This window comes from Pseudomonas neuropathica, from assembly GCF_051174785.1.
In the GTDB taxonomy this organism is placed as follows: domain Bacteria; phylum Pseudomonadota; class Gammaproteobacteria; order Pseudomonadales; family Pseudomonadaceae; genus Aquipseudomonas; species Aquipseudomonas neuropathica_A.
On the sequence record NZ_CP195111.1, the window covers coordinates 2017804 to 2044208 of the forward strand.

Genomic DNA, 26405 nt, shown 5'->3' on the forward strand with positions numbered 1-26405 from the left:
AAGAATCTGGAGCCCGACATGTTCCGTCCCAAGCTACTGTTCACCAGCCTTGCCGCGCTCGCCCTCGGCGCCTGCTCGCCGCAGGATCCGCAAGCGGTTACCTCGGCGGCCATCGCCAAATCGGTGATCCTGCCGACCTACACCCGTTGGGTCGAAGCCGACAAGCAACTGGCCGTCAGTGCCCTCGCCTACTGCCAGGGCAAAGAAACCCTGGAGACCGCCCGTGCCGACTTCCTCCACGCGCAGAAAGCCTGGGCCGAGCTGCAACCGCTGCTGATCGGCCCGTTGGCCGAGGGCAACCGTTCGTGGCAGGTGCAGTTCTGGCCGGACAAGAAGAACCTCGTCGGCCGTCAGGTCGAGCAACTGGTCGTCGCCCAGCCGCAGATCGATGCCGCCGCTTTGGCCAAATCCAGTGTGGTCGTGCAAGGCCTGTCGGCTTACGAATACATCCTCTTCGACGCCAAGCCTGACGTGGCCAATGCCGAACAGAAAGCCAAATACTGCCCACTGCTGATCGCCATCGGCGAACGTCAGAAACAACTGGCCGAAGAGATTCTGCAGGGCTGGAACAACAGCGACGGCATGCTCGCGCAGATGACCAAGTTCCCTAACCAGCGTTACGCCGACTCCCACGAAGCGATCGCTGATCTGCTGCGTGTGCAGGTCACGGCGCTGGACACCCTGAAGAAAAAACTCGGCACGCCAATGGGCCGTCAGAGCAAGGGCGTGCCACAGCCGTTCCAGGCCGACGCATGGCGCAGCCAGTCGTCCCTGACCGCGCTGGAAGCCAGCCTCGCCGCCGCCAAAACCGTGTGGGAAGGCGTCGACAACAAAGGCCTGCGCGGTTTGTTGCCGACTGAGCAAAAGCCATTGGCCGACAAGATCGACGCCGCTTATGCCGCCTCGCTGAAACTGTTCGACAGCACCCAGCGTTCGCTCGGCGAAATGCTTGAAGACGACGCCGGTCGTCAGCAACTCAACGACATCTACGACAGCCTCAACGTCGTCCATCGCCTGCACGAAGGCGAACTGGCCAAGGCGCTGGGCATCCAACTGGGCTTCAACGCCAACGACGGTGACTGATGAGGGCAAGTGTCATGCTGCGACGTCAGGTTCTGACTTTAGGTAGTGCACTGCTGGGAGCAGTGACGCTGGGCGGCTGGACGCTGTTCAAACGCAAGGATCAGAGCCCGCTGTTGCTGTCGGCGCGCGACGACACCGACGGCAAGCATTACGCCGTCGGTTATCGGCTTGATGGCACGCGCGTATTCGCCACCGAAGTCGGCCAGCGTTGCCACGACATCATCAATCACCCGACGCAGCCGATTGCGCTGTTCGTCGCCCGTCGTCCGGGTACCGAGAGCTATCTGATCGACCTGCGCGACGGCACGTTGCTGCAGACGGTGACCTCGCAGCCGAACCGGCACTTCTACGGTCACGCCGTGGTGCACAAGGACGGCGAATACCTGTACGCCACCGAGAACGACACCACCGACCCCGGTCGCGGTTTGCTCGGCGTGTACAAGTTCGAAGGCGAACGACTGGTGCACACGGGCGAGATTTCCACCCATGGCCTCGGCCCGCATCAGGTGTCGTGGATGCCCGACGGCGAGACGCTGGTGGTGGCCAATGGCGGGATTCGCACCGAGGCGGAAAGCCGCGTCGATATGAACCTCAATGCCATGGAGCCAAGCCTGGTGCTGATGCAGCGCGATGGCACCCTGCTGAGCAAGGAAACCCTCGCCCAGCAGATGAACAGCGTGCGCCATCTGGGCATCGCCAGCGACGGCACCATCGTTGCCGGTCAGCAATTCATGGGCGCCTCGCATGAGCGTTCGGAACTGTTGGCGATCAAGCGTCCGGGGCAGCCGTTCGTGGCGTTCCCGGTGCCGGAGCATCAGTTGCAGTCGATGGGGCACTACACCGCCAGCGTCGCGGTGCACAGCGATCTGCGGCTGGTCGCCCTGACGGCGCCACGAGGCAATCGCTTCTTTATCTGGGATCTGGACAGCGGCGAGGTGCGCCTCGATGCACCATTGCCTGATTGCGCTGGTGTCGGTGCGGTGAAGGACGGTTTTGTCGTGACCTCCGGGCAAGGGCGTTGCCGTTACTACGATTGCCGTCAGGATGAGCTGCTGGCCAAGCCGCTGGAATTGCCGGCGGGGCTCTGGGACAACCATCTTCACTTGATGGCATAACCGGCCCGTTTTTTCGACTGACACGCCATCAAGGGTGAGCGGGATTTCGTCCCCCTCACCCTTTTCATTACCTGTAAGAACTGCCAGTTGGAATCCCCCCTGTACTCGGAGTAATGTGCCCGCCTGTCTCACCTGATTTATCCAAGGAACTGGAAATATGCTGCGTCGCCGCATGCTGATCATGTTGGGTGTTGTTTTGCTGATCGTCCTGGTGCTGGGCGGGTACAAAGCCTTTTCGATCTACACGATGATCCAGGGCTTTTCCAAGCCGAAACCGCCGATCAGCGTCGCCGTGGCCAACGCCAGCGAGCAGCCGTGGCAGCTGCGTCTGCCGACTGTCGGCACGCTCAAGGCGCTGCAAGGTGTCGAGCTGAGCCTGGAAGTCGCCGGCACTGTCACCGAACTCAAGTTCGAATCCGGACAGAAGGTCAAGGCCGGGCAACCGCTGCTGCAACTCGACAGCGCCGTTGAAACCGCCCTGCTGGAAACCGCCAAGGCTGATCTGGGTCTGGCGCAACTGGACTTCGGCCGTGGCGCGCAACTGGTCGACAGCCGCGCCATCTCCAAAGGCGAGTACGACCGCCTCTCCGCAGTTCTGCAAAAGAACAAGGCCACGGTCAATCAGCTCAACGCCTCGCTGGCAAAAAAACGCATCCTCGCGCCGTTCAGCGGCACCATCGGCATCCGTCAGGTCGACGTCGGCGACTACCTCGCCAGCGGCAGCAAAATCGCCACGCTGCAGGACCTGAGCAGCCTCTACGCCGACTTCTATCTGCCCGAGCAATCGGTGCCGAAACTGGCCATCGGCCAACCGGTGCAGATCGCGGTCTCCGCTTACCCCGGGCAAAACTTCGCCGGCAAGATCAGCGCGATCAACCCGATCGTCGAAAGCAGCACACGCAATATTCTGATCAGAGCCACCTTGGCCAACGCCGACGGCAAACTGCTGCCGGGAATGTTTACCAGCCTTGAAGTGCTGCTGCCGGATCCGCAGAAACACATCGTCGTACCGGAAAGCGCGATCACCTACACCCTCTACGGCAACTCGATCTACGTGGTCGGGCAAAAGAAAGCCGAGGACGGCAGCCTCGCAAAGGATGACAAGGGTCAACCGGTGCTGATCGCCGAACGCCGTTTCATCGAAACCGGTGAGCGCCGCGATGGCCTGGTGATGATCAACAAGGGCGTGCAGAGCGGCGAACAAGTGGTGACGGCTGGCCAGATCAAACTGGACAACGGTGCCCACATCGCCATCAGCGACGACAAGACCCTCGGCGAGCAGAACAGTCCGCCCCGCGCCGACTGATCAAGGAATCCCAATGGCTTTTACCGATCCGTTCATCCGCCGCCCGGTGCTCGCCACTGTGGTCAGCCTGTTGATTGTGTTGCTCGGCTTTCAGGCCTGGAGCAAGCTGCCGTTGCGCCAATACCCGCAAATGGAAAACGCCCTGATCACGGTCACTACGGCTTATCCCGGGGCCAACGCCGAAACCATTCAGGGTTACATCACCCAGCCGATGCAGCAGAGCCTCGCCAGCGCCGAGGGCATCGACTACATGACCTCGGTCAGTCGGCAGAACTTCTCGGTAATCTCGATCTACGCGCGCATCGGCTCCAACACCGACCGTTTGTTCACCGAACTGCTGGCCAAGGCCAACGAGGTGAAAAACAAGCTGCCGCAGGACGCCGAAGACCCGGTGCTGAGCAAGGAGTCCGCCGACGCTTCAGCGCTGATGTACATCAGTTTCTTCAGCAAGGACTTGAGCAACCCGCAGATCACCGACTACCTGTCCCGGGTGATCCAGCCAAAACTGGCAACGCTGCCGGGCATGGCCGAAGCGGAGATTCTCGGCAATCAGGTGTTCGCCATGCGCCTGTGGCTCGACCCGGTAAAACTCGCCGGTTTCGGCCTCAGCGCCAGCGATGTGACCAACGCCGTGCGCCAGTACAACTTCCTCTCCGCCGCCGGCGAAGTGAAAGGCGAGTACGTGGTCACCAGCATCAACGCCAACACCGAACTGAAGTCCGCTGAAGCCTTCGCAGCGATTCCGCTCAAGGTCAGTGGCGACAGCCGCGTGCTGCTCAGCGATGTCGCGCGGGTGGAAATGGGCGCGGAAAACTACGACTCGATCAGCTCGTTCGGCGGCACGCCGTCGGTGTACATCGGCATCAAGGCGACGCCGGGCGCCAACCCGCTGGACGTGATCAAGGAAGTGCGCAAGCTGATGCCGGAGCTGGAAGCGCAACTGCCGCCGAACCTCAAGAGCGAGATTGCCTACGACGCCACGCTGTTTATTCAGGCCTCTATCGATGAAGTGGTGAAAACCCTGTTCGAAGCGGTGCTGATCGTCATCGTTGTGGTGTTCCTGTTCCTCGGCGCGCTGCGTTCGGTGGTGATCCCGGTGGTGACCATTCCGCTGTCGATGATCGGCGTGATGTTCTTCATGCAGATGATGGGCTACTCGATGAACCTGCTGACGCTGCTGGCAATGGTGCTGGCCATCGGTCTGGTGGTGGACGATGCGATTGTCGTGGTGGAAAACATTCACCGGCACATCGAGGAAGGCAAGACGCCGTTTGATGCCGCGCTGGAAGGCGCGCGGGAAATCGCCATGCCGGTGGTGTCGATGACCATCACCCTGGCGGCGGTGTATGCGCCGATCGGCTTCCTCACCGGGCTGACCGGAGCGTTGTTCAAGGAGTTTGCGCTGACCTTGGCCGGTGCGGTGGTGATTTCCGGGATCGTCGCTCTGACCCTGTCACCGATGATGTGCGCGTTTTTGCTGCGCCACGAGGAAAACCCCAGTGGCCTGGCGCATCGCCTCGACCGTATCTTCGATGGTCTCAAGCGCCGCTATCAAAGCATGCTGCACGGCACGCTGAACACACGCCCGGTGGTGCTGGTGTTCGCGGTGATCGTGCTGTGCCTGATCCCGGTGTTCCTCAAGTTCACCAAGTCGGAACTGGCCCCGGACGAAGATCAGGGCATCATTTTCATGATGGCCACTGCGCCGCAGCCAACCAACCTTGATTACCTGAGCACCTACACCGACGAATTCATCAAGATCTTCAAAGAGTTTCCGGAGTACTACTCCTCGTTCCAGATCAACGGCTACAACGGTGTACAGGCGGGGATCGGCGGCTTCCTGCTCAAGCCGTGGAATGAGCGCAGTCGCACGCAGATGCAAATCCTCCCCGAGGTGCAAGGCAAACTGGAAGGCATTCCGGGCTTGCAGATCTTTGGTTTCAACCTGCCCTCCCTGCCCGGCACCGGTGAAGGCCTGCCGTTTGAGTTCGTGGTCAACACCGCCAACGACTATGAACTGCTGTTGCAAGTGGCTGACCGGATCAAGAAACGTGCGATGGAGTCGGGCAAGTTCGCCTTCGTCGATCTCGATCTGGCGTTCGACAAACCCGAGGTGGTGGTCGATATCGACCGCGCCAAAGCGGCGCAGATGGGCGTGTCGATGCTCGATCTGGGCAGCACGCTGGCAACGCTGCTGGGCGAGGCGGAAATCAACCGTTTCACCATCGAAGGTCGCAGTTACAAGGTGATCGCTCAGGTTGAACGGCCGTATCGCGATAACCCGGACTGGCTGAACAATTACTACGTGAAGAACACCCAGGGTGAGCTGCTGCCACTGTCGACGCTGATCAAGGTCAGCGACCGCGCCCGACCGCGCCAGCTCAACCAGTTTCAGCAGCTCAACGCGGCGAAGATTTCCGGTTTCCCGCTGGTGAGCATGGGCGAAGCCATCGACACGGTCTTGCAGATCGCTCGCGAAGAGGCGCCGGCTGGTTTTGCCTTCGACTATGGCGGCGCCTCACGCCAGTTTGTGCAGGAAGGCAGCGCGTTGTGGGTGACGTTTGCCTTGGCGCTGGCGATTATCTTTCTGGTGCTGGCGGCGCAGTTCGAGAGCTTCCGCGATCCGCTGGTGATTCTGGTGACGGTGCCGTTGTCGATCTGCGGGGCGCTGATTCCGCTGTTCCTCGGCTGGTCGAGCATGAACATCTACACCCAGGTCGGGCTGGTGACGTTGATCGGTCTGATCAGTAAACACGGGATTCTGATCGTCGAGTTCGCCAACCAGTTGCGCAAGGACAAAGGCCTGACGGCGCGGGAAGCCGTTGAGGAAGCGGCCGCCATTCGTTTGCGGCCGGTATTGATGACCACGGCCGCGATGGTGTTTGGCATGGTGCCGCTGATTCTCGCCACGGGCGCCGGCGCGGTCAGCCGTTTTGATATCGGTATGGTGATTGCCACGGGGATGTCGATTGGTACGTTGTTTACGCTGTTTGTCCTGCCGTGCGTGTACACCCTGCTGGCGAAACCCGATTCCACACCAAGCGCATAACCCTGTGGGAGCGAGCCTGCTCGCGAAAGCGGTCTGTCAGTTAATACTTATGGTGCCTGACACACAGCCTTCGCGAGCAGGCTCGCTCCCACATGGGTTGGCGTGCATCCATAAAACCCGCGCATAAAAAAAGGCCTCGCATCTGCGAGGCCTTTTATGTGGGCTTCAATCGTTTCAACTCTGCGGCCTCATCCCTTGAGAAAGTCCGAACATGAACAACAACAAATCATGATCGGGTTGAGTCGCCACGGCGGCTTTCGCCACCCGTGGGACTGCGCAGTGGGCGTCGTCTACGGACGCGCCAACCACCTGCATGCGAGGCTGCTCCCAGGCAGCCACCGCCAATGAAGCAACTGCCAAGGCTCCAACCAAAAACAAACCTCGTGCAATTTCTAGTTTCATCGCTATAAACCTTTGATAGCGCTGCCAAACGCCGTCTCATAAAAATAGACGAGTTTTTTCCAGTCCGCGTCGCGGAACGACGAATGGCGGCGCAATTGCTTCATGTCATGGGAAGCGGCGCGATAGGCGGTCAGGCGCTGGCGGCATTTCTCCAGATCGATCAAAGCGACCTCGACCTTGGCCGACTCGCCTTCGCCCGTCACACGCACAAACACGTGTTTGATGTAGATGCAGCTGTGCTGCCAACGGCCCTTGTGCATGCGCGCCAGGTTTTCGGCGAGGTCCTTGAGCACGCGCTCATAAACCCCGTCGCCACACTGATCGCGACCGCCGGCAGCCGCCAGCCAGTGTTCCAGTTCCTGGAAACCGTCCAGGGACCTGGTCACCAGCAGAGCACGCCATTTGTGCTGCGGATCAGGCTGGGCGCCGCAAAAAACGATTTCTGGCACGCGCACACCGAGCTTGCTCACGCCAGTCAGCGCATCAAGTTCACGCAGAACAGTGGGACGGCCAAAAGGATGCAACCAACTGCGATAGATATGACCGGTCTGGCGCTTGGCGTACAGCAGTTGTCCATCGCGCCCCACTACCCTTTGCACGCCACTTTCCCCACCGCGTCGAACATTGGGTTCTTCCACCCACTCGCCGCGCTGGTTCCAGTAAAAGTCAAAGCGATCTTGCGGAGCGACATCCGTTTCTGCTGCAAATTGCACTGCCATCCTGTTACCTCTTGCGTAATACGTAAACTCGCCACATGGCGTAGAGCGGAATAAAGTCCAGTTGTTCCTGAATTCGAAAACCTGCCTCCTCGAACTCCTTTTCCACCGTAGCGGCCGGTAACACAAAGCGATTCTGATACTCGCGTTTGTCACGGTTGCGCTCGGCTCGCTGGCGTTTCCAGGCTTTGAAGTTGCCATCAACCCACAGCGAAACGATCACACTGTCCCGGGTGACGCGCTCGAATTCGCGCAGAATCGCCCGGCGATGCTCGGCTTCACCGATGTGGTGGAGCAGACGCATGCAGAAAATGCTGTCGACGGCGTTGTCAGGCAAGGCAATGTCGAAGGCAGATGTGTGCAAGGGTTGTACCCGTTTCACCACATCGGCCGGTTGCGACTGCATGGCCGTCTTGATCATCGACTCGGAATTGTCCGCACCGATAATCACCCGGTTGGCCTTTTCGCCCAACAAGGGCCAGAAACGCCCGGCACCGCAAGGCAGATCCAGCACCAGTCCCGGCTCACCCACCGACGCCAGCGCCTTGCGGGCCATCTGTTCGTCACGCCAATGGGAGAGACGACGTCCAAGGCTTTCTTTGTGCTTGCGCAAGTATTTCTGCGCGTGTTGATCGTCGTACTTCTCGGAAAAATCGAGTTTGATCGGGCCGGCCATCACCAGGACTCCTGAATTGCTGATGGCACCACCTTAGGGAGCGGCGTGTCAGCGTCAGGTCATCCATTTGTGAAAAAAATGTCAGGTAAACAGACAAATTATTACAGCGTTATACAGGATTCAGACAGGTTAGAGGGAGTAGCCTTGCGCCACCCCCTGCGTCAGATTTTGCCAAGATCCACTTCGAAGCGGCAACCATTGGGTTCCATCGTGCTGAGACTGACGGTCCAGCCCTGGTTCTCGCAGATCCGCTGCACCAGCGACAACCCCAGCCCCAGGCCTTCGCCGCGCTTTTCGCTGCCACGTACGAAAGGCTCGAACATGGCTTCGCGCTTTTCTTCCGGAATGCCGACGCCGGAGTCTTCTACCGCGAAGCCGTTGGCAGTGAGTGTCAGGCGAATGAAGCCGCTTTCGGTGTAATGCAGCGCGTTGCGCAACAGGTTGCCCATCACGGCATTCAACAGGGTCGCGTTGTAGCGAGTGTCTGATGGATTGCCCGGTTCGAAGACCAGTTTCAGACCCTTGCTCTCGATCGGCCCGCGCCACAGACACAACAGGCTTTCGGCGACTTGCGAGAGATTTTGCTGAAGTGCCATGCCGGCATCTTCATGCTGGGCGCGCGCCAGCATCAGGAAGGTTTGCACCAACTCGCGCATTTCCTCACTGGCGCGGGCAATACGCTCGACTTGTGAACGACCGCGCTGGTCGATCCCGGGGTTTTCCAGCAGCAGTTCGCAGGAACTGGCCAGCACCATCAATGGCGTGCGCAATTCATGGCTGACGTCGCTGGTGAACAAACGCTCGCGTGTCAGCGCCTGACGCAAGCGCCCCAATGTGGCATCGAAGGCCACCGCCAGCTCGCCGACTTCGTCAGCCGCATAATCCGGCGCCAGCGGTGGTGCCAGCCCCAGTAACTGGTCGCGGTGACGCACTTGCCGGGCCAGCCGCACCACCGGCGCCATCACCTTGCGCGCGAGCACCCAGCCAAGGAACACCGCCAGTGCCAGGCTGAGCACGAAACCCACCAGCACCACGGCAAACAGCACCCGCTCGCGCTCTTCGAAATCGCTTTGATCTTGCAGCAGCACATAGCGCCGACCGTCGACGATCTCGACCATCGCGTGATACGACAGCTGCTCGCGAAACACTTCATGAAAACCTGAATCGAGGTGGCGCAGATCCTTGGGCAACTCGAAATCGCCCGGTCCGCCGCTGAAATAGAACAATTGATCCGGCTCCGGACGGTGGCTCCAGTCCGAAACGTTGTCCATCAGCAGCAAACGCTGCAAATCACCGCCCAGCCCTGCCGAAATCAGTTTTTCTTCGACAAGGTGCACGGTCGCGACGATGCCCATGGCAAAGGCACCGGCGACCAGGGCGCTCATCAAGGCGAAGGCGATGATGATCCGCTGGGAAAGGCTTTGCTTAAACTCCATTACACATCGGCCAGCCGGTAACCCACGCCGTGCACGGTGTGCAGCAATGGTTTGGTGAACGGTTTGTCGATCACCTGACGCAGTTGGTGAACGTGACTGCGCAGGCTGTCGCTGTCCGGGCAATCATCGCCCCACAACGCTTCTTCGAGAATTTCCCGGCGCAGCACGTGCGGGCTCTTCTGCATCAACACTGCCAGCAATTTGAGGCCGACCGGGTTGAGCTTGAGCAATTTGCCGTCGCGGGTCACTTCCAGCGTGTCGAGGTCGTAGCTCAGATCGGCGACCTGCAGCGCCCGACGGCCACCACCCTGCGCACGGCGCATCACCGCTTCGACCCGCGCAGCCAGCTCGGACAAGGCAAATGGCTTGATCAGATAATCATCAGCTCCAGACTTGAAACCCTGCAGACGATCATCGAGCTGATCACGAGCAGTGAGCATGATCACCGGCGTGTCGCGGCGGGCGTCTTCGCGCAGGCGTTTGCACAGGGTATAGCCGTCGATCCCGGGCAGCATGATGTCGAGCACGATCAGGTCGTAATGCTCGGTGGCGGCCAGATGCAGACCCGACAGACCGTCCTGGGCGCAATCGACGGTATAGCCTTTGAGGCCCAGATAATCGGCCAGATTGGCCAGGATGTCGCGGTTGTCTTCAACCAACAGAATTCGCATGGGCACCTCCTCCGTACGGGGTAACGGCCTACTTGGCCCGCGCAGCTTACGGCCAAGTGTGGCTCAGGGCTAGGCGTGCGTCGGGTTGTTTAGCGATAAAAATGCTCATTGCGCCCGCCAACGTTTTTTTCACTTTCGGTTAACAAATCGGCGACGCCCACACGCGCAGACTCCGCGCGGTTGCGCTCCTCAGAACATACTTACCGACCAAGGAATTGCCCATGGCGTCGACTTCTGCCCGTCCCGTTTCCAGGCCACTGAATTTCTGGTTGTGTCTGGGAATACCCGCCGTCGCGGCGATCATTCTGGTACTGCTCGAATTGACCGATCTGGACATGGATCTGGCCCGCCTGTTCTACGACCCGGTTGCCGGCGACTTTATCGGGCGGCACAGCTTTTTTCTTGAAGACATCCTTCACGATCGCGCCAAGCAGGTAGTGATCGCGTTCTCGGTGTTTGCCATCCTGGGTTTCATCGGCGCGTTTTTCCTCGCCAGACTAAAACCGTTCAAGCGAGAGCTGGGCTGTCTGGTGCTGTCGCTGGGCCTGGCGACCTCGTTTGTCACCCCGGTCAAAGCTGTGACTGCAGTGCAATGCCCGTGGAGCCTGGAGCAGTTTGGCGGTCATGAAACCTATAGCAAGTTGATGGAGCATCGCCCACAGACCGACAAGCCCGGGCGTTGCTGGCCGGGTGGTCATGCGGCGACGGGGTTTACTCTGTTCGCGCTGTTCTTTGTTCTGCGTGATCGGCGTCCCCGTCTGGCCAGACAGGCGTTTATCTTTGCCTTTGCATTGGGTTCAGTGTTCTCGATCAGCCGGATGATGCAGGGCGCACACTTCTTCTCGCACAACGTGTGGACGGCGATTTTCTGCTGGCTGATTTGTCTGGGGTCATATTACTGGGTGCTGTATCGCCCGGCGGTGAAGGTCGAGGCCGTGGTCGAGGCACAACCGGTCAGGGCCTGAAATATAGATCCAATTGTGGGAGCGAGCCTGCTCGCGAATGCGGTGTGTCATTCAACATTAATGTTGGCTGATCCGACGCCTTCGCGAGCAGGGGATTGGTGTAACGCTGAAATACGGGCAATAAAAAACCCCGCTGACTTTCGTCAGCGGGGTTTTGCGTTACGGGGTAAGGCTGGCTTACATCATGCCGCCCATGCCACCCATGCCGCCCATGTCTGGCATACCGCCGCCAGCAGCGCCGTCTTTCTTCGGCGCGTCAGCCACAGCGGCTTCGGTGGTCAGGATCAGACCGCCGATCGACGATGCAGCTTGCAGAGCGGAACGAGTCACCTTGGTTGGGTCCAGGATGCCCATTTCGATCATGTCGCCGTACTCGCCAGTCGCAGCGTTGTAACCGAAGTTACCTTTGCCGTTCTTGACTTCGTTGACCACAACGCTTGGCTCGTCGCCGCTGTTTGCAGCGATCTGACGCAGCGGAGCTTCAACAGCGCGGCGCAGAACAGCGATACCGACGTCCTGATCAGCGTTGTCGCCTTTCAGGTCAACCAGGGTTTGCAGAGCGCGGATCAGCGCAACGCCACCGCCAGGTACCACGCCTTCTTCAACGGCTGCGCGGGTTGCGTGCAGGGCGTCTTCAACGCGGGCTTTCTTCTCTTTCATTTCAACTTCGGAACCAGCGCCAACCTTGATAACTGCAACGCCGCCGGACAGCTTGGCCAGACGCTCTTGCAGTTTTTCACGGTCGTAGTCCGAGGAAGTTTCGGCAACCTGAGCACGGATCTGAGTGATGCGCGCCTGGATGTCGGATTCTGCACCGGCACCGTCAACGATGATGGTGTTTTCCTTGGAGATGGTCACACGCTTGGCGCTGCCCAGGTTTTCCAGGGTAGCGGCTTCCAGGCTCAGGCCGATCTCTTCGGAGATAACGGTACCGCCGGTCAGAACAGCGATGTCCTGCAGCATGGCCTTGCGACGGTCGCCGAAGCCTGGTGCCTTGACGGCTGCGACTTTGACGATGCCACGCATGTTGTTCACAACCAGAGTCGCCAGGGCTTCGCCTTCAACGTCTTCGGAAACGATCAGCAGTGGACGGCCGGCTTTGGCAACGGCTTCCAGTACTGGCAGCATTTCGCGGATGTTCGAGATCTTTTTGTCGACCAGCAGGATCAGCGGGCTGTCCAGCTCGGCAACCATGGTTTCCGGCTTGTTGACGAAGTACGGGGACAGGTAGCCACGGTCGAACTGCATGCCTTCTACAACCGACAGTTCGTTTTCCAGGCCAGTGCCTTCTTCAACGGTGATCACGCCTTCTTTACCGACTTTTTCCATGGCTTCGGCAATGATGTCGCCGATGGAGTTGTCGGAGTTGGCCGAGATAGTGCCGACCTGAGCGATAGCCTTGGTGTCAGCGCAAGGCTTGGACAGGTTCTTCAGCTCTTTGACGATCGCGATGGTCGCTTTGTCGATACCGCGCTTCAGGTCCATCGGGTTCATGCCGGCAGCGACGGCTTTCAGGCCTTCGTTGACGATCGACTGAGCCAGAACGGTAGCGGTGGTAGTACCATCACCAGCGTCATCGTTGGCACGGGAGGCAACGTCTTTGACCAGCTGCGCGCCCATGTTTTCGAAACGGTCTTCGAGTTCGATTTCTTTAGCGACGGAAACGCCGTCCTTGGTGATGGTCGGAGCGCCGAAGCTCTTCTCGATGATCACGTTACGGCCTTTCGGGCCCAGGGTCGCTTTTACTGCGTCAGCCAGGACGTTGACGCCCTTGAGCATTTTTTTACGGGCGGAATCGCCAAACAGAACTTCTTTAGCAGCCATGATCGATATTCCTTAAATACTTTGTAGTAGCGGGAAAATGAACGGGGGTATCAGCCTTCGATAACCGCGAGGATTTCGTTCTCGCTCATTACCAGCAGGTCTTCGCCGTCGACTTTCACAGTGTTGCTGCCGGAGTAAGGACCGAACACAACCTTGTCGCCTTCTTTAACGGACAGTGCGCGCACTTCGCCGTTTTCCAGAGCTTTGCCCGGGCCTACAGCGAGAATCACACCGTGGTTGGCTTTTTCAGCAGCCGAACCTGGCAGGACGATACCGCCAGCGGTTTTCTTTTCTTCTTCGCTGCGACGGATAACGACGCGGTCATGCAGAGGACGAAGCTTCATTGTCGATCTCTCCTAATTGTGGTTTTCATCGGCCGGTGTAGTCCCGGCGGGTTTAACAAATCCGGCCTGCGCCGGTTGCGGTTCGTCAAGCGAGCCGCGGAAGTCTGACTGGCTCAAACGCCAGAAACCTTTCGGTGACGGATACATAAGGGCGCATAAGCTTATTACAAGGGCGAGGCGAAAAATTTTTCACCGATATGTTGCACAAAAGCAGCCCATAAACGAACACGGCACCCGAAGGTGCCGTGTCGATGCAGATGTTACTTGGAGTCGCGGTGTTCGAACTCGCCTTCGATCACATCACCTTCACGGCCCAGCGGCTGACGCGGTGCAGGACCACCACGGGGTTGCAGGTCGTCGGCGAACGCACGTTGACGCATGGCCTGGTCTTCGGCGCGCTGACGCATCTTGTTGGCCAGCAGGCGACGCGTGAACGGCAGCAGCATGATCAGACCAACCACATCGCTGATGAAGCCAGGCAGGATCAACAGGCCGCCGGCCAACGCCAGCATCAGGCCTTCGAGCATGGTTTGCGCGGGCAATTCGCCGCGATTCAGGCTTTCACGGGCACGCAGGGCCGTGGCCAGACCGGCGACGCGCAGCACGAACACGCCGAACATCGAGCCGAGAATGATCAGCAGCAGGGCCGGGAAAAACCCGATTGAGCCTGCCACTTTGACGAATACGAACAGCTCCAGCACTGGAAACAGCAGAAAGAGCAACAGAAAAGGGCGCATCAAAGTTTCCTCAACGCAAGAAATGCCTTGCAGTAAGCCTTAGATGACGTCGCCCTTTCGTGAATTCAAGCGTCGGCCACTGCATTTTTTGGCCAGACCTGTGCGTGAGCCAATGAAACCAGGGCTTCGCGCACTTGTGTCGGCGTATTACAAGGCGCAGGGAACGGCAACCAGTACAGCGCTTGACCGATGCGCAGGTGCATGCCCTCGGTGTCGATGCCGGCCAATTGCGCCGGCACGCTTTTCGGCAGACCGGCGAGGTCGACGTAGTGCGCGATGGCTTTGGCGTGGTCGCTGTTCATGTGCTCGACCATGCTGATTTCAGCCTTGCCGGCGAACGGGTTGGCCAGGGTCAGCCGATCGACCCAGTGAATCGCGCCGAAACCGCCGATGTAGCGGTGACGCACCGGGTTCAATACCCAGAAGTCGAAATCGTGGGCCTTGTGGTAGTTCTGCGAGTCGGGGAAATAACGGTAGTAACGCTCGGCGGCGGCTTCGATCGCGGCAACGTCTTCGAGCTTTTGCGCCTCGGCCAGATAAGTCAGGCGACCAACGGCTTGCACGTCATCGGCCTCGCGCTCACCGACGAGCAGCGAGCATTTCGGGTCTTTCTGCAGGTTGTGGGTGTGCTGGGCGATACGGCTGATCAGGATCAGCGGCCGGCCCGGCTCGTCCAGGCAGTACGGCACCACGGAGCCAAAGGGAAAACCGGGCATCGATCTGGAGTGGGTCGACAGCACTCCACGGTATTCCTTGAGAAGCAATTCTCGGGCATTCTTCGCCACTTCAACGCTCAATTTATGACTCCTTAAATAGAATCCGTCGAAAAAACGGACGGGCGCCCGGGATCAAGTCCCCGTCACGCCAGCGGGCAATTCTCATGTGCAACCCTGCCACGGCCGGTGCAGATCGGGAGTCGCTGAAAACAAAAACCAATCAGACCTGCTATCGGGGCATGCGAATGCAACTCAACGACAAAGTAATCATTATCACTGGCGGTTGCCAGGGTTTGGGCCGTTCGATGGCCGAGTATTTCGCCGGCAAAGGCGCGAAGCTGGCGTTGGTCGACCTCAATCAGGAAAAACTCGACGCCGCGGTCGCGGCCTGCAAGGCCAAGGGCGTCGAGGCGCGCAGCTATCTGTGCAACGTGGCCAATGAAGAGCAGGTCGAGCACATGGTCGCCCAGGTCGCCGCTGATTTCGGCGCGATCCACGGTCTGATCAACAACGCCGGGATCCTGCGCGATGGCCTGCTGCTCAAGGTCAAGGACGGCGAAATGACCAAGATGAGCCTGGCACAGTGGCAGGCGGTGATCGACGTCAACCTGACCGGCGTATTCCTCTGCACCCGTGAAGTGGCAGCGAAAATGGTCGAGCTGAAGAACAGCGGCGCGATCATCAACATCTCGTCGATCTCGCGGGCGGGCAACGTTGGTCAGACCAACTACTCGGCGGCCAAGGCCGGTGTTGCTGCAGCGACCGTGACCTGGGCCAAAGAGCTGGCGCGTTATGGCATTCGTGTGGCGGGTATCGCGCCGGGATTCATCGAGACAGAGATGACCCTGGGCATGAAACCGGACGCGCTGGAGAAGATGACTTCGGGGATTCCGCTCAAGCGCATGGGCAAGCCGGAGGAGATCGCCCATTCGGCGGCGTATATCTTTGAGAACGACTACTACACCGGGCGGATTCTGGAGATGGATGGCGGGTTGCGCATCTAACCCACACCGCAAACCACTGTGGGAGCGAGCTTGCTCGCGAAGGCGTCGTATCAGACAACTGATAGGTTGAATGACACTCCGCTTTCGCGAGCAAGCTCGCTCCTACAGGGTTATCGGTGTTGCTGAGTAATCAATCGTCGCTGATGGTGATGTTCGGCATCGCCGGCGTCACCGCTTCCTGCAACACAATCCGCGCACCGACGTGGCGGGCCAGTTCCTGATAGACCATGGCAATCTGGCTGTCCGGCTCGGCGATCACCGTTGGCTTGCCGCCATCGGCCTGCTCACGGATCAGCATCGACAACGGCAGCGACGCCAGCAGTTCAACGCCGTACTGAGTCGCCAGCTTCTCACCACCGCCCTCACCGAACAGATGCTCGGCATGCCCGCAGTTCGAGCAGATGTGCACGGCCATGTTTTCCACCACGCCCAGTACCGGAATGTTGACCTTGCGGAACATTTCCACGCCTTTGCGCGCGTCGAGCAAGGCCAGATCCTGTGGCGTGGTGACGATCACCGCACCGGCCACCGGGACTTTTTGCGCCAAAGTCAGTTGAATGTCACCGGTGCCTGGGGGCATGTCGATGACCAGATAATCCAGATCGCCCCACGCGGTTTGCGTAACCAGTTGCAACAGCGCGCCGGAGACCATCGGCCCACGCCAGACCATCGGCGTGTTGTCGTCGGTCAGGAACGCCATCGACATGACTTCGACACCGTGCGCCTTGAGCGGCACGAACCACTTCTGATCCTTGATCTCCGGGCGGGTGCGTTCGGGGATGCCGAACATGATGCCTTGGCTCGGGCCGTAGATATCGGCGTCGAGAATCCCCACCTTGGCGCCTTCACGGGCCAGCGCCAGCGCGAGGTTGGCGGCGGTGGTCGATTTGCCCACACCGCCCTTGCCCGAAGCCACGGCAACCACGTTCTTGACGTTGGCCAGCCCCGGAATCTGCGCCTGCGCCTTGTGCGCAGCGATAACACTGGTCACTTCAACCTTGGCGATCACCACGCCATCGAGGTTTTCGATGGCCAGCTGCAGCAGTTGCGCCCAGCCGCTCTTGAACAGACCGGCGGCGTAACCGATTTCCAGCTGCACGTTGACGCGGTCACCGACAATCTCGATGTTCTTCACGCATCCGGCGCTGACCGGGTCCTGGTTCAGGTAGGGGTCGGTGTATTGGCTGAGGACGGCTTCCACCGCTGCGCGAGTGACGGCGCTCATGGGCAACTCCGATAACAAGACTGGGAAAAGATGGCGGGTATCCTACCCCTTCTATCCTCCGGACGGCACGCCCGGCAACGATTTGCAGGGGTGAAATATCTTGCCCGGCGCTTTATAGTGGCCGACCTCCGTTTCATCAAGTAGCGAAGCCCCACATGTCCGAACCACGCAAGATCCTCGTCACCAGCGCCCTGCCCTACGCCAACGGTTCGATTCACCTTGGCCATATGCTGGAATATATCCAGACCGATATGTGGGTGCGCTTCCAGAAGCATCGCGGCAATCAATGCATTTATGTCTGCGCCGACGACGCCCACGGTTCGGCGATCATGCTGCGCGCGGAAAAGGAAGGCATCACCCCGGAACAACTGATCGCCAATGTGCAGGCTGAACACAGCGCCGACTTTGCCGAGTTCCTGGTTGATTTCGACAACTTCCACTCCACTCATGCCGAAGAAAACCGTGAGCTGTCGAGCCAGATCTACATCAAGCTGCGTGACGCCGGGCACATCGCCCAACGCTCGATCACCCAGTATTTCGACCCGGAAAAGAAAATGTTCCTGGCCGACCGCTTCATCAAGGGCACCTGCCCGAAATGCGGCACCGAAGACCAATACGGCGACAACTGCGAAAAATGCGGTGCAACCTACGCACCGACCGACCTGAAGGATCCGAAGTCGGCCATCTCCGGCGCCACCCCGGTGCTCAAGGATTCCCAGCACTTCTTCTTCAAACTGCCAGACTTCCAGCGGATGCTGCAGACCTGGACCCGCAGCGGCACCCTGCAAGACGCCGTCGCCAACAAGATCGCCGAATGGCTCGACGCCGGCCTGCAGCAGTGGGACATCTCCCGCGATGCGCCGTACTTCGGTTTCGAGATTCCGGGCGAGCCAGGCAAGTATTTCTACGTGTGGCTGGACGCGCCGATCGGCTACATGGCCAGCTTCAAGAACCTCTGCGAGCGCACGCCGGAACTGGATTTCGACGCGTTCTGGGGCAAGGACTCCACCGCCGAGCTTTATCACTTCATCGGCAAGGACATCGTCAATTTCCACGCGCTGTTCTGGCCAGCGATGCTCGAAGGCGCGGGCTACCGCAAGCCGACCGGCATCAACGTGCACGGCTACCTGACCGTCAACGGCCAGAAGATGTCCAAGTCGCGCGGCACCTTCATCAAGGCGCGCACCTATCTCGATCACCTGTCGCCGGAATATCTGCGCTACTACTACGCGGCCAAACTCGGCCGTGGCGTCGATGACCTCGACCTGAACCTCGAAGACTTCGTGCAGAAGGTCAACTCTGACCTGGTCGGCAAAGTGGTCAACATCGCCAGCCGTTGCGCCGGTTTCATCCAGAAAGGCAACGGCGGCCTGCTGGTCGACACCAATGCCGCGCCAGAGCTGACCGAGGCCTTCCTCGCCGCCGCGCCAAGCATTGCCGACGCCTATGAGGCCCGCGACTTCGCCCGCGCCATGCGTGAAACCATGGCCCTCGCTGACCGCGCCAACGCGTGGATCGCCGACAAGGCACCATGGTCGTTGAACAAACAGGAAGGCAAGCAGGATGAAGTCCAGGCGATCTGCGCCACCGCCATCAACCTGTTCCGCCAACTGGTGATCTTCCTCAAACCGGTGCTGCCGCTGCTGGCCGCCGATGCCGAAGCGTTCCTCAACGTCGCCCCGCTGACCTGGAACGACCACACCACACTGCTGGCCAACCATCAGCTCAACGAATTCAAGCCGTTGATGACCCGCATCGACCCGGTAAAAGTGCAAGCCATGAGCGACGCCTCGAAAGAAGACCTGACCGCCAGCCAGACCGACACCGGTGCCGCCGCCCCTGCCGGCAATGGCGAACTGGCCAAGGACCCGCTGTCGCCGGAAATCGACTTCGATGCTTTTGCTGCCATCGACCTGCGCGTCGCATTGATCGTCAAAGCCGAACACGTGGAGGGTGCCGACAAGCTGCTGCGCCTGACGCTGGATATCGGTGACGAGCAACGCAACGTGTTCTCCGGGATCAAGAGCGCTTATCCGGATCCGTCCAAGCTTGACGGTCGCCTGACCATGATGATCGCCAACCTCAAGCCTCGGAAAATGAAGTTCGGTATCTCCGAAGGCATGGTGATGGCGGCCGGCCCTGGCGGTGAAGAAATCTACCTGCTGAGCCCGGACAGCGGCGCCAAGCCTGGTCAGCGCATCAAGTAACAGTTGGCGGTCAATTGATCCCACAGGCGTGCCCGGCGTGCCTGTGGGATTTTTCATATCTGGCCGGATAATGCCTAACCTTAAGAGACACACGCCCGTTTCGCTGGCAGAACCATGACCGAACTCGTGCTTACGCTTATCAGTGCTGCGCTGCTCAACAACTTCGTGTTGCACTGGCCGCTGGGCGTCGATCCGCTGTTGGCGGGCAGTCGGCGTCAGGTGCATGCGTTGGGGCTGGCGACGTTGTGCCTGATGTTGCTCGTCGGTGTAGTCGGTTACGTGATCTGGCATTGGTTGCTGGTGCCACTCCATCTTGAAGCCCTGCGCCTGTTCGTGTTTCTGCCATTGAGTGTGTTGCTGATCGCGCCGCTACTGAAACTGTTGGCGCGCGGGTTGCCGAATCTGCCCTTCGAAGGTTTGTGGCCGTTGTTGCTCGGTAACGCCGGTATGCTCGGGCTGACGCTGATCAACGCGCAAAACGATCGAGGTCTGCTGCAGGCGACTGCGCTGAGTCTCGGTGCCGGGCTGGGTTTCTGGCTGGTGCTGAGCCTGTTTCAGGATTTGCGTGACCGTACGGCCGACAACGATATTCCCCTGCCCTTTCGCGGCTTGCCGATCGATCTGATCAGCGCCGGTTTGATCGCAGTGATTTTTCTCGGATTCAGTGGACTGATCAAAACATGAGTCTGATTCAACGCATCGATGCCCTCCTGCCGCAGACCCAATGCGGCAAGTGCGGCCATCCCGGATGCAAGCCATATGCACAAGGCATCGCCGAGGGCGAGCCGATCAACAAGTGCCCGCCGGGCGGTGAGGAAACCATTGCCGCGCTGGCTGAACTGTTGAAAGTGCCGGTGCTGGAACTGGACGTCAGTCGCGGTTCGGCGCCGCCGCAAGTGGCGTTCATTCGTGAGGCCGAATGCATTGGCTGCACCAAGTGCATCCAGGCCTGCCCGATCGACGCGATTGTCGGCGCGGCAAAACTGATGCACACGGTGATCATTGACGAGTGCACCGGTTGCGATCTGTGTGTTGCGCCATGCCCGGTCGATTGCATCGAAATGCATCCATTGCCACTGAGCACGTTGCCGGTGGTGGGCGGTCTGGCCTTCAGTCTTGAAGAACAGCGCGCGCGCGCGGCCAAACGCGATCACGCGCGTCAACGCTTCGAGCGTCGAAACGAGCGCTTGCAACGCGAAGAACAACAGAAGCAGGCGGAGCGTGAAGCGCGGGCGAAACGCGCGGCGCAACCTGAAGTGAGCGCCACCGATCCGGTGCAGGCAGCGCTGGAGCGGGTGCGCGCACAGAAAGCGGCGACCGCGGATGCGGCGCTGAAGAAAGCCAAAATCGATGTGGCCATGAGCCGTGCGCAACTGCACAAATCGCTGAAGGCCTTCGGCCATCCGCCGACGTTCGAGCAGCAGGCGCAATTGATCGTGTTGCAGCAGCAATTCGAAGCGGCCGAACTGGCCCTGGCGGCGGTTGAAAGCAGCGCTGCGCCAGCGCCCGTAGTGCCTGCCCCAGCCAAAGACGCCGATCTGAAACGGGCGAAGATCCAGTTGGCCATGCGCCGCGCCGAACTGAAAAAAGCCCAAATCGCCGAAGCGGCGCCGGAGCAGATCGCCGCGCTGGAACAAGCATTAAGCGATGCCGAGCAGGCCCTGCACGCCGCCGAAGCCACCAGCGAGCAGCCGTTGCCTGATCTGGTGCGCGTCGAAAAACGCCCGATCGACAGCCAGCTTCGCCAGTTGAAAACCGCACTGGCCTACGCCCGCGCTGATCTCAACAAACTCGAGCGTCGCGCCGACACGCCCAGTGAAACACTCGACAAGGCCCGCGCCCGCCTGCAAGACGCCGAGCGCCAGGTGCAAGATCATGTCGCCCCTTGAGGCACCGGACGATCGCCTGCTACAGGCGATGAAACTGGTGCTGCTCGCTGCTTTGCCAGGGCTGCTGACGCTGTTCTGGTTGTACGGTTGGGGCGTGTTGATCAATCTGATGCTGGCTATCGTCACCGCACTGATGGTCGAGGCAACTGTCCTCCGTCTGCGTCGACAGCCATTGCAGCCGACACTCAGCGACGGCAGTGCCCTGGTCAGCGCGACATTGCTGGCCGCCGCCCTGCCCCCTTATTGCCCATGGTGGCTGACGGTAACGGCCATCGCCTCGGGTTTGTTGTTTGGCAAGCACGTGTACGGCGGCGTCGGTAGAAACCCGTTCAACCCGGCGATGCTCGGGTTTGCCTTGGTCGTAGTGATATTCCCGCAATCGATGACCCATTGGCCGGCCCATGGCCTGGACCTGACGGCGAGCCTTCAACAGGTATTCGGCTTGGGTCAGACTCCGGATGCCTGGGCGCAGGCCACTGTGCTGGACAGTCTGCGCATCAACAGAAGTCTGACCATGGACGAGTTGTTCGCCAGCAATCCGGCCTTCGGGCGCTTTGGTGGGCAGGGTGTCGAATGGGTAAATCTGGCGTTTCTTGCTGGCGGGTTGTTTTTGCTGCAACGCCGGATCGTTGGCTGGCACGCACCACTGGGCATGCTTGCCAGCCTGTTTACCGTCAGCCTGCTGTGCTGGAATGGCTCAGGCTCGGACTCGCAGGGTTCACCGCTGTTTCATCTGCTAAGCGGTGCGACCATGCTGGGCGCGTTTTTCATCATTACCGAACCGGTTTCCGGCGCTAAAAGCGCACTTGCCCGCCTGCTGTTCGGCGCAGGTGTCGGGCTGCTGACTTATTTGATTCGCACGTGGGGTGGATTCCCGGATGGCGTGGCGTTTGCGGTGCTGCTAATGAATCTTTGTGTGCCGGCGCTGGAGCGATTTGCCGCCGGCCGTCAGGTTGAGGTAAGGCCATGAATCGTACGGCCAGCGCGCTTGTTGTGCTGCTGTTGGCGGTCATCGGCATCGGCGCGACGTACTTCGTACAGCGTATCAACGCACCGCAAATTGTCGCGCAGCAGCGCTTGATCGAAAGCCGCAAACTGCTTGATCTGCTCCCGCTCGAAACCTACGACAACCAACCGCTGGAACAGCCCCTGGCTTTGACAGACATCACCTTGAGCCACAGCAGCTTGTCGGGCGGCTATCGCGCGACCCGAGACGGCCAGACCGTAGCGATATTGCTGCGCAGCCAGACCCAGGGTTATACGGGGGCCATCGAACTGTTGATCGCCATCGATACCACCGGAAAATTATTGGCTGTGAAAACCCTCAAACAGAACGAAACTCCGGCACTCGGCGGGCATCTGGGCGACTGGCCGAATGCCTGGCTGCAAACGTTTACCGGCAAATCGGCCAATGGCCCAACCGATGCAGGCTGGGCGTTGAAAAAGGATCAAGGACAATTTGATCAAATAGCCGGTGCAACCATCACCTCGCGCGCGGCGATCAGCGCGATTCATGATGCCCTGCGTTACTTCGATGAACATCGGGCGGCACTGCTGGGGAGCGGCACATGAACCGGTCGGCGACTCTTTCGAATGCGATGATGCTGACATTGCTGCTTGGCACCAGTGACTCCTTGGCCGGCGCCCTGGTGACATTATTGATGTTCGCCAGTGTTGTCGGTCTGTATGGCCTGTGCATGTCTTTTTTACGGTCTCGCCTCACCGGCACAAGCGCATTGCTGACCAGCCTGCTGCTCGCCGCGACCTTCAGCAGTTGTGCAGACCTTTTGGCGCAACGCTGGTTTCTACCCTGGCAGCAAACATTCGGCCTCTATGTCGGCCTGATCGCCTTGCAATGCGTGGTACTGGAACACCATGGCTTTTGGCGCCAACCGCGGGTCGAGCGTTTGAAACGCTGCGGCATGTTCGGCGGATTGATGTTGCTGCTCGCCGGGCTGCGTGAACTCAGTGGTCACGGCAGTCTCGGTCGGGGGCTGTCCGAATACTGGCCAGGTCTTGTTGTATTTAGCGAAGGGCTGCACCTGATCACCTTGATCCCCGGTGCTTTTATTTTGTTGGCGCTGCTGCTGGCGGCGCGTCGGGCGTTGACTCGCCCGCACTCGATATCCAAGGAAACGCATCGCCCATGAATGCTGCAAAACGTCTGGAGATTTTCCGCCGCCTGCATGAAGACAATCCGGAGCCGAAGACTGAACTGGCCTACTCCTCGCCGTTCGAACTGCTGATTGCCGTGATTCTGTCAGCACAGTCGACTGACGTCGGCGTCAACAAGGCCACGGCAAAGCTGTTTCCGGTCGCCAATACGCCGGCTGCCATCCACGCTTTGGGTGTCGAAGGTCTATCCGAATACATCAAGACAATCGGCCTCTACAACAGCAAGGCCAAGAACGTCATTGAGACCTGCCGCTTGCTGGTCGAGCGCCATGGCAGCGAGGTCCCGCAAACCCGTGAGGAACTCGAAGCTTTGCCGGGAGTGGGCCGCAAGACCGCCAACGTCGTACTCAACACGGCTTTCCGCCAACTGACCATGGCGGTCGACACTCATATCTTCCGGGTCAGCAATCGCACCGGCATTGCACCGGGCAAAAATGTGGTTGAAGTGGAAAAGAAGCTGATGAAGTTCGTACCCAAAGATTTCCTGCTCGACTCCCACCACTGGCTGATTCTTCACGGCCGTTACGTGTGTCTGGCCCGCAAGCCACGCTGCGGCAGTTGCCGCATCGAGGATTTGTGCGAGTATAAGGACAAAACTTCTGACGATTGACCCGCTATTGGAATAATTGATGAGTCGATTGAAAAAATCTTTTTTACCCGCCGCAGGAATATCGATATAAGGAGCGCCAAAGGCAGTCTTAGCCGGGAGTTCACCTTATGAGTACCGATGAAAAGCAATTGGACGTAGAGGACGAGTTTACTGCCGCTGACCTCGATGATGCAGAACCAGTGGTCGAAGTCGCCAAGACCAATCTCAGCAAGCGCCGTACGATCGATAACCTGCTTGAGGAGCGCCGACTGCAAAAGCAATTGGCCGAATACGATTTTGATGACTGACATTTGAAAGCCTCCCGAACCGGAGGCTTTTCACTTTCTGCGGCTAACTGAGTTCGATCGGCCCATGACCCTGTCAGCTATCGATAGATTCACACCAGACCATTGCGCTGTGCCAACTCGATCAGATCAACCAGAGAACGCGCATTGAGCTTCAACAACAAACGCGTCTTGTAAGTACTTACGGTTTTGTTGCTCAGAAACATGCCATCGGCGATTTCCTTGTTGGTCTTCCCCCGCGCCAACTGCTGCAACACCATCATTTCCCGACCGGACAGACGATCGACCATATCGGCTTCACTGGCATTACCCAGACTGGTACGCACTGTATGCAAAGCCTGGTTGGGAAAATAACTGTAGCCAGACAAGACGGCCTTTATAGCACTCAGCAACTCAGTCAGGTCCTGCTGTTTACAGACATAACCGGCTGCACCCGACTGCATGCAGCGCATTGAAAAATGCCCGGGAGCCTGGGAAGTCAATACCAGTACTTTGACGGGCATGGCGGTTGAGGTCAGGCGCGCAATAACTTCCAGACCATCAAGTTTCGGTATTCCAATATCCAGAATGACAATATCCGGCATTTGTTCTCGAGCAAGTTGTAACGCATCTACACCATTATCAGTTTCTGCGATGACTTCGTAGCCATGACGTTCCATCAGCATACGTACCGCAAGACGAATGACAGGGTGATCATCCACGATCAGCACTTTATTCATGGGCAAGTCCAGTTTCGCTGTTCGAATTTTTAGAACACGCACAATAGCCCAGTCACTTGATCTATGGCATGCCGGGGTTATCATGCACTTGCATCGAGAGACATCCCCTACACCCATCGCGGATTAATCCTACAAAAAACCTCCCCCCCTCTAAACATCCGACGTTATTTCCCTCCTCCGCTCAACGCAATCGCTCTCTTTTAACTTGTCGCAGACTACGACTGACGACACCGAATTCGCCACTCGCCGCTGATCTGCGTCAGGCCCAAGCGACCTTGACATCTTCATGTCTGCGCCCGACCGACGACGTAGATCAGTATTAGAAATATAAGGCAATAGCAGGGACACGCCCTCGATAACACCGAGCAGAATATAAACACTTGAAACAAGATATTTATACCTAAGCAAATACTTTTGCTATAAATATAAACACCCGAGACCCAACTATCAGACAACCAACAAAACAAAATCATCAACTATGAGAAAGACCAGACAAAAGAGTACAACCATGCTGAAAATAAAAAAAAAGATCACTAACCCAATGACAGTGATTGCCATATTCGCAGCCATCTCGGAAACATCCGCCGCGATTTCCCTGCCATTTCTCGACAATAAGGACAGAGAGATATATGTGTGGTTCCTGATCAGCTTTCCATTCTATTTGCTATTTCTATTCTTTATAACTTTAAACTTCAACTATCGCTCCCTCTACTCACCATCAGATTTCGACAAAGACAAGAACTTTCTAAAAGTCATCGACAACAATGATCGCGAGAACAAACGAAACACTTCGATTCAGGAGTCATCCGCGCAAGGTACATTTGGACTATCAAGTTGTATCGTGCCCAGCGAGTCAGGCACAGTGGAATGCAAAGACTCGTGTAGAGTGCACACCGCGCCCGACCCACCTGCGGACACCAACACAAAGTCGAGTCTGATTGTTCAGCACAACATTCAGTTGCCCGCGTGGATCAGCCACCTGCACCTCATTGATGCGCGAGATGTCGATGCGTCGAAAGAGTTAGCCACGATTCTGGAAAATATCCGAAACCTCGACAGGAAAACTGCCCGTGTGGTGGTATTCCTTTCCAATCACGTGTCGGACGTTGTATTGACAAAAAATACGTTGCTGCAAATCAGGCAGGTAAAAAAAGGCTCACGCAAAACACTGTGTATTGTTTATAACCTGTGCTCACAAGCGGTGACGCTAATGGGACGGGCATGAAAGATGAGTCGTAGCCACACGTGCGAA

At 58.6% G+C, this 26405-nt stretch carries 26 protein-coding genes; 15 read left to right on the forward strand and 11 right to left on the reverse strand.

Annotated elements, in window-relative coordinates; translation table 11 throughout:
• Window positions 1-18: 18 nt before the first annotated feature.
• The 4 genes from ACRRSD_RS09115 to ACRRSD_RS09130 all read left to right on the forward strand — a co-directional run bounded on the left by ACRRSD_RS09115 (window position 19) and on the right by ACRRSD_RS09130 (window position 6553).
• Window positions 19-1083, forward strand: a complete 1065-nt coding sequence (locus ACRRSD_RS09115) for an imelysin family protein (RefSeq protein ID WP_435037866.1) — start codon at window positions 19-21, stop codon at window positions 1081-1083.
• Between the two features lie 14 nt (window positions 1084-1097).
• Window positions 1098-2198, forward strand: coding sequence for a DUF1513 domain-containing protein (locus ACRRSD_RS09120; RefSeq protein ID WP_435037867.1), 1101 nt, complete (start codon window positions 1098-1100; stop codon window positions 2196-2198).
• Window positions 2199-2355: 157 nt separating this feature from the next.
• Window positions 2356-3504, forward strand: coding sequence for an efflux RND transporter periplasmic adaptor subunit (locus ACRRSD_RS09125; protein WP_435037868.1), 1149 nt, complete (start codon window positions 2356-2358; stop codon window positions 3502-3504).
• A gap of 13 nt (window positions 3505-3517) precedes the next feature.
• Complete coding sequence (locus ACRRSD_RS09130; RefSeq protein WP_435037869.1) at window positions 3518-6553, forward strand: multidrug efflux RND transporter permease subunit; 3036 nt, start codon at window positions 3518-3520, stop codon at window positions 6551-6553.
• 174 nt (window positions 6554-6727) lie between these two features.
• Here the strand turns inward: ACRRSD_RS09130 and ACRRSD_RS09135 are convergent, their stop codons facing one another.
• From ACRRSD_RS09135 to colR, 5 genes are all read right to left on the reverse strand, one after another.
• The gene (locus ACRRSD_RS09135) at window positions 6728-6955 is read right to left on the reverse strand and encodes a hypothetical protein (protein ID WP_435037870.1); all 228 of its coding nucleotides are present in this window, start codon (window positions 6953-6955) and stop codon (window positions 6728-6730) included.
• A 2-nt stretch (window positions 6956-6957) separates the two neighbouring features.
• Window positions 6958-7674: a lipopolysaccharide kinase InaA family protein gene (locus ACRRSD_RS09140; protein WP_435037871.1), complete on the reverse strand. Its 717-nt coding sequence runs from the start codon at window positions 7672-7674 to the stop codon at window positions 6958-6960.
• 4 nt (window positions 7675-7678) lie between these two features.
• A complete protein-coding gene (locus ACRRSD_RS09145) occupies window positions 7679-8347 on the reverse strand; it encodes a class I SAM-dependent methyltransferase (RefSeq protein ID WP_016986675.1) in 669 nt (222 codons plus the stop codon).
• Window positions 8348-8508: 161 nt separating this feature from the next.
• Complete coding sequence (locus ACRRSD_RS09150) at window positions 8509-9783, reverse strand: sensor histidine kinase (protein WP_435037872.1); 1275 nt, start codon at window positions 9781-9783, stop codon at window positions 8509-8511.
• A complete protein-coding gene (gene colR / locus ACRRSD_RS09155) occupies window positions 9783-10454 on the reverse strand; it encodes a two-component system response regulator ColR (protein WP_095123294.1) in 672 nt (223 codons plus the stop codon). The genes ACRRSD_RS09150 and colR overlap by 1 nt, the downstream gene beginning before the upstream one ends.
• Before the next feature lie 221 nt (window positions 10455-10675).
• Between colR and ACRRSD_RS09160 the strand changes: the two genes are divergently transcribed.
• Window positions 10676-11419 carry a phosphatase PAP2 family protein gene (locus tag ACRRSD_RS09160; protein ID WP_435037873.1) on the forward strand — a complete coding sequence of 248 codons (744 nt, stop codon included), beginning with the start codon at window positions 10676-10678 and terminating at the stop codon, window positions 11417-11419.
• Window positions 11420-11596: 177 nt separating this feature from the next.
• On the opposite strand, the gene groL is transcribed toward ACRRSD_RS09160, so the two are convergent.
• From groL to ACRRSD_RS09180, 4 genes are all read right to left on the reverse strand, one after another.
• A complete protein-coding gene (gene groL, locus ACRRSD_RS09165; protein WP_038369060.1) occupies window positions 11597-13243 on the reverse strand; it encodes a chaperonin GroEL in 1647 nt (548 codons plus the stop codon).
• A gap of 50 nt (window positions 13244-13293) precedes the next feature.
• Window positions 13294-13587, reverse strand: coding sequence for a co-chaperone GroES (locus ACRRSD_RS09170; protein WP_007916610.1), 294 nt, complete (start codon window positions 13585-13587; stop codon window positions 13294-13296).
• A gap of 260 nt (window positions 13588-13847) precedes the next feature.
• A complete protein-coding gene (locus ACRRSD_RS09175; protein ID WP_007916611.1) occupies window positions 13848-14324 on the reverse strand; it encodes an FxsA family protein in 477 nt (158 codons plus the stop codon).
• Window positions 14325-14389: 65 nt separating this feature from the next.
• Window positions 14390-15121, reverse strand: coding sequence for a HugZ family protein (locus tag ACRRSD_RS09180; RefSeq protein WP_435037874.1), 732 nt, complete (start codon window positions 15119-15121; stop codon window positions 14390-14392).
• A 164-nt stretch (window positions 15122-15285) separates the two neighbouring features.
• On the opposite strand from ACRRSD_RS09180, the gene ACRRSD_RS09185 reads away from it, so the two are divergent.
• The gene (locus ACRRSD_RS09185) at window positions 15286-16044 is read left to right on the forward strand and encodes an SDR family oxidoreductase (RefSeq protein ID WP_435037875.1); all 759 of its coding nucleotides are present in this window, start codon (window positions 15286-15288) and stop codon (window positions 16042-16044) included.
• Between the two features lie 130 nt (window positions 16045-16174).
• Here the strand turns inward: ACRRSD_RS09185 and apbC are convergent, their stop codons facing one another.
• Window positions 16175-17269, reverse strand: a complete 1095-nt coding sequence (apbC, locus tag ACRRSD_RS09190) for an iron-sulfur cluster carrier protein ApbC (RefSeq protein ID WP_435037876.1) — start codon at window positions 17267-17269, stop codon at window positions 16175-16177.
• A gap of 155 nt (window positions 17270-17424) precedes the next feature.
• On the opposite strand from apbC, the gene metG reads away from it, so the two are divergent.
• The 8 genes from metG to ACRRSD_RS09230 all read left to right on the forward strand — a co-directional run bounded on the left by metG (window position 17425) and on the right by ACRRSD_RS09230 (window position 24437).
• Complete coding sequence (metG, locus tag ACRRSD_RS09195) at window positions 17425-19476, forward strand: methionine--tRNA ligase (RefSeq protein ID WP_435037877.1); 2052 nt, start codon at window positions 17425-17427, stop codon at window positions 19474-19476.
• A gap of 114 nt (window positions 19477-19590) precedes the next feature.
• Entirely contained in the window at window positions 19591-20160 is a 570-nt protein-coding gene (locus ACRRSD_RS09200; protein WP_435037878.1) for an electron transport complex protein RnfA, read from the forward strand.
• Window positions 20157-21365, forward strand: coding sequence for an electron transport complex subunit RsxB (gene rsxB / locus ACRRSD_RS09205; RefSeq protein ID WP_435037879.1), 1209 nt, complete (start codon window positions 20157-20159; stop codon window positions 21363-21365). The genes ACRRSD_RS09200 and rsxB overlap by 4 nt, the downstream gene beginning before the upstream one ends.
• A complete protein-coding gene (locus ACRRSD_RS09210) occupies window positions 21352-22335 on the forward strand; it encodes an RnfABCDGE type electron transport complex subunit D (RefSeq protein WP_435037880.1) in 984 nt (327 codons plus the stop codon). Before rsxB ends, ACRRSD_RS09210 begins: the two co-directional genes overlap by 14 nt.
• Window positions 22332-22937, forward strand: a complete 606-nt coding sequence (locus tag ACRRSD_RS09215; protein WP_435037881.1) for an RnfABCDGE type electron transport complex subunit G — start codon at window positions 22332-22334, stop codon at window positions 22935-22937. Before ACRRSD_RS09210 ends, ACRRSD_RS09215 begins: the two co-directional genes overlap by 4 nt.
• Window positions 22934-23515, forward strand: a complete 582-nt coding sequence (locus tag ACRRSD_RS09220; protein WP_435037882.1) for an Rnf-Nqr domain containing protein — start codon at window positions 22934-22936, stop codon at window positions 23513-23515. Before ACRRSD_RS09215 ends, ACRRSD_RS09220 begins: the two co-directional genes overlap by 4 nt.
• Entirely contained in the window at window positions 23512-24150 is a 639-nt protein-coding gene (gene nth / locus ACRRSD_RS09225) for an endonuclease III (protein ID WP_435037883.1), read from the forward strand. The genes ACRRSD_RS09220 and nth overlap by 4 nt, the downstream gene beginning before the upstream one ends.
• Window positions 24151-24257: 107 nt before the next feature.
• Window positions 24258-24437: a PA3496 family putative envelope integrity protein gene (locus tag ACRRSD_RS09230; RefSeq protein WP_122598860.1), complete on the forward strand. Its 180-nt coding sequence runs from the start codon at window positions 24258-24260 to the stop codon at window positions 24435-24437.
• Between the two features lie 89 nt (window positions 24438-24526).
• Here ACRRSD_RS09230 and ACRRSD_RS09235 read toward each other — a convergent pair whose 3' ends face one another.
• Window positions 24527-25153 (reverse strand): response regulator transcription factor, encoded by a 627-nt coding sequence (locus ACRRSD_RS09235; RefSeq protein ID WP_122598861.1) that lies wholly within the window; start codon window positions 25151-25153, stop codon window positions 24527-24529.
• Between the two features lie 508 nt (window positions 25154-25661).
• On the opposite strand from ACRRSD_RS09235, the gene ACRRSD_RS09240 reads away from it, so the two are divergent.
• Window positions 25662-26378, forward strand: a complete 717-nt coding sequence (locus ACRRSD_RS09240) for a hypothetical protein (protein WP_435037884.1) — start codon at window positions 25662-25664, stop codon at window positions 26376-26378.
• Window positions 26379-26405: the final 27 nt, after the last annotated feature.

Bases quoted from the DNA above. Each gene is read 5' to 3' on its own strand.
- ACRRSD_RS09215 (WP_435037881.1), top strand. From the start codon at position 22,332: ATGAATCGTACGGCCAGCGCGCTTGTTGTGCTGCTGTTGGCGGTCATC.
- metG (WP_435037877.1), top strand. From the start codon at position 17,425: ATGTCCGAACCACGCAAGATCCTCGTCACCAGCGCCCTGCCCTACGCC.
- ACRRSD_RS09145 (WP_016986675.1), bottom strand. From the start codon at position 8,347: ATGGCCGGCCCGATCAAACTCGATTTTTCCGAGAAGTACGACGATCAA.
- ACRRSD_RS09185 (WP_435037875.1), top strand. From the start codon at position 15,286: ATGCAACTCAACGACAAAGTAATCATTATCACTGGCGGTTGCCAGGGT.
- ACRRSD_RS09230 (WP_122598860.1), top strand. From the start codon at position 24,258: ATGAGTACCGATGAAAAGCAATTGGACGTAGAGGACGAGTTTACTGCC.
- nth (WP_435037883.1), top strand. From the start codon at position 23,512: ATGAATGCTGCAAAACGTCTGGAGATTTTCCGCCGCCTGCATGAAGAC.
- ACRRSD_RS09210 (WP_435037880.1), top strand. From the start codon at position 21,352: ATGTCGCCCCTTGAGGCACCGGACGATCGCCTGCTACAGGCGATGAAA.
- colR (WP_095123294.1), bottom strand. From the start codon at position 10,454: ATGCGAATTCTGTTGGTTGAAGACAACCGCGACATCCTGGCCAATCTG.
- ACRRSD_RS09240 (WP_435037884.1), top strand. From the start codon at position 25,662: ATGCTGAAAATAAAAAAAAAGATCACTAACCCAATGACAGTGATTGCC.
- ACRRSD_RS09220 (WP_435037882.1), top strand. From the start codon at position 22,934: ATGAACCGGTCGGCGACTCTTTCGAATGCGATGATGCTGACATTGCTG.
- ACRRSD_RS09160 (WP_435037873.1), top strand. From the start codon at position 10,676: ATGGCGTCGACTTCTGCCCGTCCCGTTTCCAGGCCACTGAATTTCTGG.
- ACRRSD_RS09150 (WP_435037872.1), bottom strand. From the start codon at position 9,783: ATGGAGTTTAAGCAAAGCCTTTCCCAGCGGATCATCATCGCCTTCGCC.
- ACRRSD_RS09170 (WP_007916610.1), bottom strand. From the start codon at position 13,587: ATGAAGCTTCGTCCTCTGCATGACCGCGTCGTTATCCGTCGCAGCGAA.
- ACRRSD_RS09135 (WP_435037870.1), bottom strand. From the start codon at position 6,955: ATGAAACTAGAAATTGCACGAGGTTTGTTTTTGGTTGGAGCCTTGGCA.
- ACRRSD_RS09175 (WP_007916611.1), bottom strand. From the start codon at position 14,324: ATGCGCCCTTTTCTGTTGCTCTTTCTGCTGTTTCCAGTGCTGGAGCTG.
- rsxB (WP_435037879.1), top strand. From the start codon at position 20,157: ATGAGTCTGATTCAACGCATCGATGCCCTCCTGCCGCAGACCCAATGC.
- ACRRSD_RS09120 (WP_435037867.1), top strand. From the start codon at position 1,098: ATGCTGCGACGTCAGGTTCTGACTTTAGGTAGTGCACTGCTGGGAGCA.
- ACRRSD_RS09140 (WP_435037871.1), bottom strand. From the start codon at position 7,674: ATGGCAGTGCAATTTGCAGCAGAAACGGATGTCGCTCCGCAAGATCGC.
- ACRRSD_RS09125 (WP_435037868.1), top strand. From the start codon at position 2,356: ATGCTGCGTCGCCGCATGCTGATCATGTTGGGTGTTGTTTTGCTGATC.
- ACRRSD_RS09200 (WP_435037878.1), top strand. From the start codon at position 19,591: ATGACCGAACTCGTGCTTACGCTTATCAGTGCTGCGCTGCTCAACAAC.
- ACRRSD_RS09235 (WP_122598861.1), bottom strand. From the start codon at position 25,153: ATGAATAAAGTGCTGATCGTGGATGATCACCCTGTCATTCGTCTTGCG.
- ACRRSD_RS09115 (WP_435037866.1), top strand. From the start codon at position 19: ATGTTCCGTCCCAAGCTACTGTTCACCAGCCTTGCCGCGCTCGCCCTC.
- groL (WP_038369060.1), bottom strand. From the start codon at position 13,243: ATGGCTGCTAAAGAAGTTCTGTTTGGCGATTCCGCCCGTAAAAAAATG.
- ACRRSD_RS09130 (WP_435037869.1), top strand. From the start codon at position 3,518: ATGGCTTTTACCGATCCGTTCATCCGCCGCCCGGTGCTCGCCACTGTG.
- apbC (WP_435037876.1), bottom strand. From the start codon at position 17,269: ATGAGCGCCGTCACTCGCGCAGCGGTGGAAGCCGTCCTCAGCCAATAC.